The sequence below is a fragment of the Amazonocrinis nigriterrae CENA67 genome (genome assembly GCF_016056305.1).
Lineage (GTDB): Bacteria > Cyanobacteriota > Cyanobacteriia > Cyanobacteriales > Nostocaceae > Amazonocrinis > Amazonocrinis nigriterrae.
This window is the reverse complement of sequence record NZ_JAECZC010000098.1, coordinates 1-12011: the sequence shown is the minus strand read 5'-3', so window position 1 is coordinate 12011 and position 12011 is coordinate 1. Positions and strand designations below refer to the sequence as shown.

General features: G+C 40.2%; 15 protein-coding genes. 8 read left to right on the top strand and 7 right to left on the bottom strand.

What is annotated here, in order from left to right; genetic code table 11:
• Positions 1–50 precede the first annotated feature (50 nt).
• Positions 51–1511, top strand: coding sequence for an Asp-tRNA(Asn)/Glu-tRNA(Gln) amidotransferase subunit GatA (gatA, locus tag I8748_RS30695; RefSeq protein ID WP_198128264.1), 1461 nt, complete (start codon positions 51–53; stop codon positions 1509–1511).
• 104 nt (positions 1512–1615) lie between these two features.
• On the opposite strand, the gene I8748_RS30690 is transcribed toward gatA, so the two are convergent.
• The gene (locus I8748_RS30690; RefSeq protein ID WP_198128263.1) at positions 1616–2452 is read right to left on the bottom strand and encodes a helix-turn-helix domain-containing protein; all 837 of its coding nucleotides are present in this window, start codon (positions 2450–2452) and stop codon (positions 1616–1618) included.
• Between the two features lie 186 nt (positions 2453–2638).
• Here I8748_RS30690 and I8748_RS30685 point away from each other — a divergent pair, with 186 nt between their 5' ends.
• The gene (locus tag I8748_RS30685; protein WP_198128262.1) at positions 2639–3547 is read left to right on the top strand and encodes an alpha/beta hydrolase; all 909 of its coding nucleotides are present in this window, start codon (positions 2639–2641) and stop codon (positions 3545–3547) included.
• A 59-nt stretch (positions 3548–3606) separates the two neighbouring features.
• Here I8748_RS30685 and I8748_RS30680 read toward each other — a convergent pair whose 3' ends face one another.
• The 6 genes from I8748_RS30680 to uvrB all read right to left on the bottom strand — a co-directional run bounded on the left by I8748_RS30680 (position 3607) and on the right by uvrB (position 7911).
• Positions 3607–3885: a BrnA antitoxin family protein gene (locus I8748_RS30680; RefSeq protein WP_198128261.1), complete on the bottom strand. Its 279-nt coding sequence runs from the start codon at positions 3883–3885 to the stop codon at positions 3607–3609.
• A 98-nt stretch (positions 3886–3983) separates the two neighbouring features.
• Positions 3984–4397 carry a type II toxin-antitoxin system VapC family toxin gene (locus tag I8748_RS30675; protein WP_198128260.1) on the bottom strand — a complete coding sequence of 138 codons (414 nt, stop codon included), beginning with the start codon at positions 4395–4397 and terminating at the stop codon, positions 3984–3986.
• On the bottom strand, positions 4394–4669 hold the full coding sequence (locus I8748_RS30670; RefSeq protein WP_198128259.1) for a hypothetical protein: 276 nt from the start codon (positions 4667–4669) through the stop codon (positions 4394–4396). Before I8748_RS30670 ends, I8748_RS30675 begins: the two co-directional genes overlap by 4 nt.
• Positions 4670–4852: 183 nt before the next feature.
• Positions 4853–5611, bottom strand: coding sequence for a hypothetical protein (locus tag I8748_RS30665; protein WP_214662824.1), 759 nt, complete (start codon positions 5609–5611; stop codon positions 4853–4855).
• Positions 5612–5696: 85 nt separating this feature from the next.
• Positions 5697–5825 carry a hypothetical protein gene (locus tag I8748_RS35910; protein ID WP_263977114.1) on the bottom strand — a complete coding sequence of 43 codons (129 nt, stop codon included), beginning with the start codon at positions 5823–5825 and terminating at the stop codon, positions 5697–5699.
• An 88-nt stretch (positions 5826–5913) separates the two neighbouring features.
• Positions 5914–7911, bottom strand: a complete 1998-nt coding sequence (gene uvrB, locus I8748_RS30660) for an excinuclease ABC subunit UvrB (protein WP_198128257.1) — start codon at positions 7909–7911, stop codon at positions 5914–5916.
• 249 nt (positions 7912–8160) lie between these two features.
• On the opposite strand from uvrB, the gene I8748_RS30655 reads away from it, so the two are divergent.
• The 6 genes from I8748_RS30655 to I8748_RS30630 form a co-directional block, all read left to right on the top strand.
• Positions 8161–8628, top strand: coding sequence for a hypothetical protein (locus tag I8748_RS30655; RefSeq protein ID WP_198128256.1), 468 nt, complete (start codon positions 8161–8163; stop codon positions 8626–8628).
• Positions 8629–9075: 447 nt separating this feature from the next.
• Complete coding sequence (locus I8748_RS30650) at positions 9076–9258, top strand: CsbD family protein (RefSeq protein ID WP_198128255.1); 183 nt, start codon at positions 9076–9078, stop codon at positions 9256–9258.
• 335 nt (positions 9259–9593) lie between these two features.
• Positions 9594–10031, top strand: a complete 438-nt coding sequence (locus tag I8748_RS30645; RefSeq protein ID WP_198128254.1) for a hypothetical protein — start codon at positions 9594–9596, stop codon at positions 10029–10031.
• A 134-nt stretch (positions 10032–10165) separates the two neighbouring features.
• Positions 10166–10687, top strand: coding sequence for a hypothetical protein (locus I8748_RS30640; protein ID WP_198128253.1), 522 nt, complete (start codon positions 10166–10168; stop codon positions 10685–10687).
• A gap of 507 nt (positions 10688–11194) precedes the next feature.
• Complete coding sequence (locus I8748_RS30635) at positions 11195–11386, top strand: PEP-CTERM sorting domain-containing protein (protein WP_198128252.1); 192 nt, start codon at positions 11195–11197, stop codon at positions 11384–11386.
• A 139-nt stretch (positions 11387–11525) separates the two neighbouring features.
• Positions 11526–12011: helix-turn-helix domain-containing protein (locus tag I8748_RS30630; protein WP_198128251.1), on the top strand; the 486-nt coding region annotated here is incomplete at its 3' end.

Sequence of the window (12011 nt, the reverse complement as noted above, 5' to 3'; positions counted from 1 at the left end):
ACCTTTAATATGTACTAAAATCAATGACTTGAGTCACAAAGAGAGCAATCATGGCATCCATCCGCGAGTTGCACGAACAGCTAACCAAAAAAGAACGTTCTGCCGTTGAAATAACACAAGAAGCTTTAGACCGCATTCAAGCGTTAGAGCCAAAATTACACAGTTTCTTGCATGTGACAGCACAACAGGCATTAGAACAGGCTCGTGCTGTAGATGCAAAAATCGCTGCTGGAGAAGAAATTGGGCTACTAGCAGGTATCCCCATTGGCATTAAAGATAATCTGTGTACCAAAGGAATTCCCACCACTTGCGCCTCCCGGATTTTAGAAAATTTTGTGCCCCCTTATGAATCCACAGTGACACAAAAACTACTAGACGCAGGCGCGGTGACGGTAGGCAAAACCAATTTAGATGAGTTTGCAATGGGTGGTTCCACAGAAAACTCTGCTTACCAAGTTACAGGAAATCCCTGGGATTTATCACGGGTTCCTGGTGGTTCTTCTGGAGGTTCTGCGGCGGCGGTGGCGGCCCAAGAATGTGTAGTTTCCATTGGTTCAGACACTGGCGGTTCCATCAGACAACCTGCATCTTTCTGTGGAGTTGTGGGGATAAAACCGACTTATGGCTTAGTTTCGCGTTATGGCTTAGTGGCTTTCGCTTCATCTTTGGATCAAATTGGCCCATTTGGACGCACAGTAGAAGATGTGGCAATATTATTAAGTGCGATCGCAGGTTACGACCCCAAAGACTCCACCAGCCTCAAAGTTAAAATTCCTGACTACGCCGCCACCTTAAAACCAGACTTTAAAGCCAGAGGTAAGTTGCGAATTGGAATTATCAAAGAGACTTTTGGTGAAGGTTTGGACTCTGTTGTAGAACAAGCTGTCACCAAAGCAATTGATCAATTGCAAAGTTTGGGAGCCGAAATTCATATAATTTCCTGTCCTAACTTCCGTTACGGCGTACCTAGCTACTACATCATCGCTCCCTCAGAAGCATCAGCTAACTTAGCTCGTTACGATGGCGTGAAATATGGTTATCGCGCTCCTGGTGCAGACAATCTACTGTCAATGTACAATCGTACCCGTGCCGAGGGTTTTGGCCCAGAAGTCAAACGCCGGATTATGATTGGCACCTATGCCCTTTCTGCGGGCTATTATGATGCTTACTACCTAAAAGCCCAAAAAGTCCGCACCTTGATTAAGCAAGACTTTGAAAGAGCTTTTAAGAAAGTCGATGTTTTAGCCTGTCCTACTGTTCCCACCACAGCTTTTAAAGCAGGGGAAAAAAATACTGACCCCTTGAGTATGTACTTACTGGACTTGATGACAATTCCCGTAAATCTTGCTGGTTTACCAGGTATAAGCGTACCCTGTGGTTTTGACAACAACGGTCTACCAATTGGATTACAGCTGATTGGCAAAGTGCTACGAGAAGACCAATTACTTCAGGTAGCTTACACCTACGAGCAATCCACCAGTTGGCATTTGCGTCAGCCACAAATTGCTTAGAAGTGCTGAGTGCTGAGTTGAGCAGGGGTGCAGGGGGGATAAGGGAGATGAGGGAGATAAAGAAAATGACCACTGACAACTGACAACTGACAACTGACCACTAACTACTGACCATTAACTTCTGGAGTAAATGTAACCTCCTTAACAGCACCTTGATTCCCTAAAGGTGCTGCTGGTTGCTTGTTAACACTAATTAAAACAGCACCCGCATTACCAGCACGCACAATCAACTGTTTTTTAGCTGTCCAAGTTCTTCGTTCTCCCTTTTTTAAGTCTCCCTCGAATTCAGTTTTACCATCCACTTTCACTCTTAACCATGATGTATCTTGAAGTTCTAAAGTGACTTCAACATTCTGATTGACTGTGCTTTGAGAAGGTGCAGGTGATGGTACTGTTTCTTGTTTGGGAGTAGATACCGAGTTTGGTTGCTTTGCCACGGATGCGACTGGAGGTGACGAACTTACAGGTGATGGTGCTGTTTTGTGTTTGGAAATAGATACTTGATTCAGTTGCTTAGCAAACGATTCGACTATCAGTTTGGGATTGAGTACATAGATGAGTCCGATAGAAGCAAGCACTAATAATAAGATGTAGGGTACGAAAAGAGGTATGTGTATATTTGGTTTGATGTTTAACTTTTGACTATCATTGTTGGCACTGATATTGGTTTCTGAAGGGATAATATTAACTGCAAAAGTGTTTGCTAAAGCAGCACCATCCAACCCTAAAACATCTGCGTAGCGACGGATGAATCCTTGAACGTAAACAGGCTCAGGTAATTCTCCAAATTCCCCCGCTTCTAAAGCTTGTAAGAAAGCCAGTCTAATATGTGTTTTAGCAGCTACTTCTTCTATACGTATAGATTTCTCTTGTCTTACTTGTTGTAAATATTTACTTATTTCCTTCAGTTGCTCAACTTGAGCTTCATTTAAAGGCTTCACAATCTTCTCCTAATCTTGACTAATGTTTACAATGGTGTAGTTATAATACTTAAGTAAGGTCAATATTGTTACTAAAATAGTAAATTGTTTTGATCAGTTTAATTTTAAATTGAAATCACTAACCTCGCTTGGTTAGTAGATAATTACCATATTTCTCAATACTGATAAAAGTATAAAATGTATTGCATGACAGTAGCCAAACTGCAAATAGCAACACAATTATGGTTGCAACTACTACTTTTGGTAGGGATAGTTGTAGCGATCGCTTACTTGGCGATTTGTCTATTTCTGTTTATTCAGCAACCTCGGTTTATCTTCTATCCCTCCCGTGTCATTGAAAAGACACCAGAGTTGTTTAATCTCCCATACGAAGAGGTTTACCTGCCTGTGCGGGTCAAATCAGGTAAAGTGGAGTACATTCACGGTTGGTGGATGCAGAACAACCAACCCAATGCCAAAGTGTTGTTGTATCTGCACGGAAACGCTATTAATGTTGGCGCAAATATACATCATGCTAATCGGTTTTATCAACTAGGATTTTCGGTCTTATTGATTGATTATCGAGGTTATGGTCGCGCTCAGGATAGATTTCCTAATGAAATGCGCGTTTATCAAGACGCCATGATAGCTTGGAACTTCTTGGTACAACAGCAACAGATTTCAGCCAGCGAGATTTTTCTTTATGGACATTCTCTAGGAGGTGCGATCGCTATTGATTTAGCAGTCAAATTCAATGAAGCAGCCGGATTGATTGTAGAAAGTTCTTTTACTTCGATTCGAGAAGTAATAGCTTATCGCAATGTGTTTCGGATATTTCCCATCGATTTATTGCTGACACAGCGGTTTGAGTCTATTAAAAAAGTAGCACAGTTGAAGATGCCAGTTTTATTCATTCACGGTACTGCTGACTCTGCCATACCGTCTTTTATGAGCGAAAAACTTTATGCTGCTGCTTCGGAACCAAAAACACTGTTTTTAGTTCCAGATGCAGAACATAACAATACAGCTACGGTTGGTGATATAGAATATCTGCAAACAGTGAAGGCTTTCGTCGAACAAGCACATGCTCGGAGGTTGCTGACTACTTCAGAGTAAGGTTGATATAGCAAAGTGCCGAGGAGCAACTACCGATAACCTCAGCCACCTAACGATTGTTATACTGCTGACTGCTCACCACTGTTTTCTATGTAGCGACGCAAGACTGAGTTAATTAAAGCTTTATACCCTCCGCCTTGAGCTTGGAACCAGTTGAGAACATCAGAATCAATCTCAACTAATCGCTGTGCTTGAGGCGCAGGAATTCTCAAAGTAGCTTTTTCAAAAAACTCTTCCGTTAATGGCGGAATGTCAGAGTAATCAATGTCCTCATCTTCCATTGCTTCAAGTGCTTCCCAGTTAGTACCAGAGGTCTTGTTGAAATCTTTGCCGCTCATATCGATTTGCCGTTCGTGCTGAAATGATCCGAATTACATCACCAAGCTAACCAACAAACTCGATACAGTCGGGTGCATGGGCTTTGTTAGTTGGCAGTTCAAGGCAGTAGCTCAAAATAATCGCAGTGACTTGGACGAATAATCGAAAAATCTCGACGGTCAAGCGTGTAAATGCGAGTAACCCTGAGCCTCTCAGCTATGGCAACGATTGCTGCATCTGTAAAATCAAGTTGGCTATCAGCATATTGCACCAAAACCTCATGTATTCGCACCAAATCCTCTGAGGTAACTGGCTCAATCTGGACTGCACTGGTTGTCAGGCTAGACACAAAACGACGCATTGCCCTATGCCCTAATCTTGATGCTATCAGGTAACAGATTTCGGGCAAGACAACCACAGGTAGCACTAACGGTTCATTTACACGTTGAACGGCAGCCAACACAAGTCTATGGTTACGATCGCTTTCATCAGTTAATGCAAACAGGAAACTGGTGTCAAGTATCGCTGTCATGCAGGATTACTCGGCTTGAAATTCCAACCATAAACAGGATCAATCTCATTACCCAAAATGTCCTCGTCTCGCTCTGAAACATCGTTTTGACCAGAGTTGCCTAAACCTGCAATTGCAAGTAAAAAACCACGACCATTACTTTCAGGTTCTCTCAACTGAACTGACTTGTAGCGAAGATAGTCAACAAAACTAGCAAGCTCAGGCAGAGCCTCATCAGGCAGGGTGCTGACTGCTTCAATTAGCTTTTGTCTGTCTACAGTAGTTCCGTCCATCGCTATAACTTGGGCAAAGGTATTGCCCCTATTGTACTTCCCGCTCAGGTGGCCATGCTGACTTAATAGTAGTTTACGCCACTTAATGCAGAGTTTTTATGTTAAGGATGAGGACGGGCAAACAGCACAGATAGCTTGTAGGTTTATTCTTTCATCTGTTACAAAGGCATAGAGCAATGCTAACTACCATGCTCCTGTAGAGTTTAACATTCGTACTTTCCAACCTCTATTAATATATTCTTTGCTTTCTCTGCTTTTAGAGCAATTAGTTCCTTTTCTAGTTCCAAAATCTATGGTAATAAATTCTTTATGAACTTGCACCACTGTATCAAAATATTCAGAAGAAAACCTGTTTAGTAAAGAGTCTTTTGTAATCACCACGGCTGACAAATCAATTGCTGTAGCCAGTATTAGCACATCATTAATAGTATTTTTAATCTCAGATTTTACATTGTAATTAGACAAAAATTCATAAAATAAATGAATACCCTGGTTAAGAACACTTTTACTAAGGGGAACACACTGGACTTGAGAATCTAGCAAGAATCGAAATCGACGTAGAATAAGCTTCTTCTGATCTTTATTTAGAAAACGTGTGGCTTCTCTAAAGAGATTTTTCGCTTTGAGATTGATAACCTCTGTAATCGCATAGTTACTAAACTCAATTATTGATGGATAATCCTGTCCAAAGTCTAAAATGATCTGGTCTGTGTTCCATTTTGAAAAAGGGTGATCCATTCTGGGAAAAGCCATATCTTTCTCAGGCGAATAATTTTTCATCCTTCTAGGTAATGGAACATAGTAATTAGCTGCTGTTCGATCTGATCCTTGAATTAGTAGAAACTCTTTAGCGGTGACAGACGAAATAAGCTGCTGATTAACTTGTCCATCATACACACCCTTAAATGCATATGAAATAACTTGTGTATCCAATATCTGCATAAATTTTAATACATAAAATAGACAGTATAAACGCCAAAGAACGCTGCCATCAATAGCGGGAAGCAGCCTAAGTACTTATTATTGGCTACGCTTCTGTTACTTCGGTTCCAAACTGCACTTGTTCATACAAATCAGTCGTTATTTCTGCTACATCAGGTTCTAAGCTAATGGTTGTTCCACCAAAGCTTTGACGCTCATAGCCTAACCTTCTCACCCGTAGACTCTTTAAATCATATTCTTACTGCAGTTCATGTTTCATCAAAACTTAATTACGAATTACGAATTACGAATTACGAATTATTTTAATGCCCGAGCATTTTATCCCGCAGGTGCTTAATGCGATCGCGGAATTTTGCAGCCTCTTCAAATTCGAGTTTCTTCGCTGCTTCTCTCATCTGTTCTTCTAGCTTACTAATCAACCCTGGAATCTCTTCTAATGGCAGTTCATCTATATGTTCATCGACGGTTTTCAAATCAGTTGCATTTAACCGTCGAGATACTTCTAAGAATGACAAAATCGCATTACTCGACCTTTTAACAATCGGTTGCGGTGTAATGCCATACATCTTGTTGTATGCTATCTGAATTCCACGCCTTCTATCTGTTTCATCAATGGCTTTAATCATGCTATCAGTGAGATTATCAGCATATAAAATTGCTTGTCCTTTCACGTGACGCGCTGCTCTACCAATAGTTTGAATTAAGGAACGCTCAGCCCGTAAGAATCCCTCTTTATCTGCATCCATAATTGCCACTAAGGAAACTTCCGGTAAATCCAAACCTTCCCGCAATAAGTTTACTCCCACCAAAACATCAAAGTTTCCCTCGCGCAAATCTTGCAAAATTTCAATGCGTTCAATGGAATTAATTTCTGAATGCAAATACCGTACCCGAATACTATTGTCTTGCAAATACTCGGTTAAATCTTCCGCCATACGCTTTGTTAATGTGGTAATCAACACTCGTTCGTGGCGGTCAACTCTATCTTTAATTTCTCCTAATAAATCATCAATTTGTCCTTCTGTGGGACGTACAAAAATTTCTGGGTCAACTACACCAGTTGGTCTAATTACTTGCTCAACAACATGGTCTTCAGAAACTTCTAATTCCCAATTTCCTGGTGTAGCCGAAACGAAAATACATTGATTCACCTTTTGCCAGAATTCTTCTGCTTTTAGAGGACGGTTATCAGCAGCACTTGGAAGGCGAAATCCATGCTCAATTAAAACTTTCTTTCTAGCTTGATCACCGTTATACATACCACGAATTTGTGGCACGGTAACGTGAGATTCATCTATGACTAACAGCCAATCTTTAGGGAAATAATCAATTAAACATTCTGGTGGTTCTCCTGCTTGTCTTCCTGCTAGGTGACGAGAATAGTTTTCTACGCCGTTGCAGTAACCCACCTCCCGCAGCATTTCTAAGTCATAGCGTGTCCGCTGATCTATGCGTTGTGCTTCTATTAATTTACCCGCTGCTTCTAATTCTGCTTTTCGCTGTTTTAATTCGGCTGCAATGTCATTACAAGCTTCTTCTAACCTTTCTTCGGGAGTGACGAAGTGACGCGCTGGATAGATATGCACTGCTTCCAAACTGTTGAGAATTTCACCAGTCACAGGGTCAATATAACGAATCGCGTCAATTTCATCACCAAAGAATTCTACACGAATAATTCGGTCTTCGTATGCTGGGCCGATTTCTAACACATCACCCCGGACGCGAAAACGTCCCCGACCCATTTCTACATCGTTGCGGCTATATTGCACAGATGTCAAATCTCGTAAGACTTGACGTTGATTGACTTCCATACCTATTTGCAAGGGGATAGCAGCTTTGAGGTATTCTGCGGGAGTTCCCAAACCGTAGATGCAGCTAATGGAAGCCACAACTATGACATCACGGCGTTCAAAAAGCGATCGCGTCGCTGAATGCCGCAACATATCTATTTCATCATTAATCGAAGCTGTTTTTTCAATATAAGTATCGCTAACTGGAATGTACGCTTCTGGCTGATAATAATCGTAATAACTAACGAAATACTCAACTGCGTTTTTGGGAAAGAACTCTCGCAACTCGTTACAAAGTTGTGCAGCCAGGGTTTTATTGTGCGCCAACACTAAGGTTGGTTTCCCCACTTTCTCAATTACTGCTGCTATTGAAAATGTCTTGCCTGTTCCCGTAGCTCCCAGTAAAGTTTGGTAACGGTTCTTTGCTTGGATACTGGCGGTTAGTTGTGCGATCGCTTGTGGTTGATCGCCTGTGGGTTCAAAGGGAGCTTGAAGACAAAATTCTGTCATACAGTTTCGCTGGAAATACCCTATTTCATGTTAACGATACCAATCTGTACTCAGTGAGTGCAGATGGCAAAACCCATATAGAGCAACATTACTTTATAATATTTTACAATTTTAATTTACTTATGTGTGAATTTTGAAGATATTTATACCTATGCAAGGTTATTTAAGGTTAAACTTTCATGTATAGGAAAAACTTCATTTTTCCTTAATTATTGTAAAATTCAGTTAATAAAACAAAGGTGTTTAGTTATGGCCATTAGCAGCACCGGCAAAGCAATCAGTCCACGGCAAAGACGCGCCAAGTTAAAAGGGGAAACAACAGTGGAAGTTGAAAATAACCAGGGTTCTAGCTCAAATAAGGAGCAAATCGAGCAAAGTACTGATGCGCCAGTGCAAGAAAGCAGTGGAACACTCGTCATTGCTGGAGTACGTCCCATTGCTAGCAGTGACTTGCAAGTTGCAGAGACAGTCTCAATTGCTGGAGTACGTCCTATCACTGCTAGCAATTTGCAAGTTGTCGAGACAATCAACGTCATGGGAATTCGTCCAATAGCGGCCAACAACTTCAAAGTTGTGGACAGCATCAACCTTTCAGGTATTCGTCCAATTGCCTCAAGTTCATTGGTAATTGCTGAAAGCTATTCTGTAATGGGTAACCGTCCAGTGGCATCAAATATTATAGATGATTCTGCGAATCTAATGGGTTTTCTAGATTAGATCAAAAAATAAACAACACATATGTAATAACCCAGTTTCTTGGCGAAACTGGGTTTTTTATTTAAAGGGTGTATGTATTGAACTTAGATATTCACTATTGAAGACTATTATTTGTCATTAGTAGGGGCGTACAGCTGTACGCCCCTACATTCAATCAATGTGTTGCAAAGATTATTGAAATTGGTATCATCGGTATTTTTAAAACAGAAATCAAGTTTTAACACATAACTATGCAATTTAGCAGCATATCAAGCTTTCCAAAGAGATATCTAAATTGCAGATTTTCTCCTACTTTTTACAGATATTATTAATATGTCTTGTGGCAGAAGGCTTGAACAAAAACTTTAAGCTAGATTGTAGGGGTAATAACAAAGGATTTCAAAGTTGATTCAAACCATTGAAACCTTTGTATGAAAGTTACTTTCTATAAAATATAGGAGTAGAAAAATGAGTTTAGAAGATCGCGCAAAAGCAGCTGGTAAAAATATTGAAGGTAAAGCTCAAGAAGCTTTGGGAAATGTTACCGGAGATCCAGAAGATAAAGCTGAAGGCAAAGCTAAACAAGCTGAAAGCGAAGTACGTCACGGTATAGAAGATGTAAAAGACAACATCAAGAAAAAGATTGATTAAAACATTTGCTCTCTCATTCATTGCAAAATTTTTAGGGACATAACTGGGGAATGTCTCATTTTGCAACAAGAAGTGATTCGGCTCAACCCCTTTCTTAGCCTTTTATTAAAGGTAGATAGGGGTTTCTTTATAAAGAAAGGAAGCATAGATGCTTTTATTTGTGATTAATACATAGATAGTTGATTTAAAGATTTCGTGATGAAAGTTTCATATAAATAAAGTCATATTTTATCTGTTGACTGAAATTAAATATTTGGCAATCAAAGTTTCAGTTGAACGGAATTAACTATATTCCATTGAATATTTATAACTATTTCATTTGAGGAGGCAAAAAAATGTTTCTGCTTCAGCAGATCCGCAAAATTGTGACAGCTTTTATATTAGTTGTAGTACTAATGGTTTCTACCGCTTGTGGTGGTAATACTTTGACAGCCGAGCGCACAACTACTCCACCAGCAATTGGCCAAAATGTAACTTATTCCGAGTTGGAGCGAGGTAACACCGACGCAGGACAAAATTTTGGAACCTGGGTTGTGCAAACATCTAAAGGTTTAATTAAGGACGCATATGTGCGTGATAACAACAAATTAGGTGTTGTGATTTCCAACCAAGTTCGTCCTAATGAAGTGAAAACCTTAACAAAATCATTAGCGCAAGGTTTTCGTAAAAACTTTCCCAATCAAGACTTAACTGTTTTAGTTTACGGCCCTGATAAAAAATTGATTTTGACTGCTAAATATGACGTTCAAAGTAATCAAATTCAGTACACTTAATAGCTGAATTCGTAATGTCAACTCAAGCTTAGAGTATGAAGTATAAAGTTACTTCAGCAGTCAAAGTGGAATTGAATATAGCGATAGTCAGGTGATCGAAAAATCTGACTGACATAGATAAGGAGATAAGTAAAGTGACAAGCAGCGAACAATACAGACGGGAAATAATGAAAGATTTGGCTGAGGGAAATGTTGAATCCCTAGGTGATATACCAGCCGATTCTAGTACTCAATATGAGACATTTGACGATTTTGCCCAACGCACAACCCCAGATCAAAGGCGTCAGTTATTTGGTAGAACTTTACATCCGGAACAGATTCCTACCAGCCAAATGGAACCTGAACTACAAAAAGCGATCGCTCAAATTAAACCAAATGAACGAGATGATGTAGCACGAGCCTTTTTCAAACACTTGAAATCCAGAGGATTGGACGAACGACATCTAGAACAACAGCTAGGTCTATCTACTCACCACGCTAGCCGGATGAATGCTGATGATGTGAGCAAACTTGCGTCTTTCGCCTATCACAACCACCCTGACATCTTCCGCGAGGTGCTGGCGGAACAACCAGGAATTCTCAAGTTTCTCAGCAATCCCATAGTAGCCGGCATTATTGGTATTGCCGCAGCTAAGTGGTTGAGTGGTCGTAAGTAAATTTTCAATTCAGAGAGCCAAGGCATCAAGGTGGGCATTGCCCACCTTTTTTTATCTCTTTTAATAAAAAAATCTCTAAATTATTTCTAGTAAAATAAAACTCACATAAATGTTATATAAGGATATAACCATTTAAGCATGTTAAACCCTTTTATATCTAGACTGTAGTCCTATTTTGATAATTATTGCTAAAATCTCTAGTTTAAATTTATGATGAAGTTAAAGAATTAGTTATTGAGAATACTCGTTTTTTCAGCGATATTAACTCTTGGATTTACGAAAAAAAGCCTAACTATCCCTACGACAATCAAATACGTAAAAGAGATTAGCAATTTAATTCATCTGTGTCGCTTCGCTGTTAGTGAGTATTGATCGGCAGAGCGAGCGCTTGCCTATAGCAGAGGTTTTAACAGGCGATCGTTTTGCTGTAGCGTGCTGCTTAGTTCTTGAATCTCACATTTACGTAAGTCCATTATTAAGCTGAATCGGTTTACAGGAGTTTTTCCAATGACTAGATTTGCAGTCATAGATAATTTACTGACGGCTTTTTCTGGAGCAACGTTAACTAGATTTAGATTTAATATGAAAGCTGCTTCTGTTCCTGAACCTGCAACTATTTTGGGTTTATTCACAGTAGCTAGTTTTGATGAAGGGGCAAAAAATTTACCACTTTATACTGGCTTGGCAAGGCTAAAATAGTGTATTAAAAATTGATGAGAAATCAGATTTGATAAACATAATCTAATTTGTTGATTGCACTAAATTAGTCCGGTTATGCTGGTACTAGCGCGACCGGGCTAAAATAGTGCATTAGATGTAGCAGAAACAGACAAAGAAAATGGGACGTGGACGAACAAACAAGATTCGCTTAAGTGCAGAACAAAGACAACACTTGGAAGCGCTCAGCCGTAATGGTCATGCACCAGTGAAAAAAATTCTGCACGCACGTGTACTGATCATGTCGGATGAGGGTGAATATGGGCAGCAACGCTGGAATGACCAGCAGATAGGGGCAGCACTAGGATTACATCGTAATAGCGTTGCCCGCATCCGCTCATCATTTTTAGAGCAAGGAGAACAAGCAGCCCTCAACCGCAAGCCGCGTCAGACACCACCCGTGCCACAGAAATTAGATGGAGAAAAACAGGCGCATCTGATAGCTATATGCTGTTCACCACCGCCGGATGGTAGGACTCGTTGGACGATGAAGTTATTAGTAGACGAACTCAAAGCGCGAAGTATCGTCACGCAAATAGGTCGTGAGACTGTGCGATGTACACTCAAAAAAACGAATTGCGCCCGTGGAAAAAGCAGCGTTACTGTA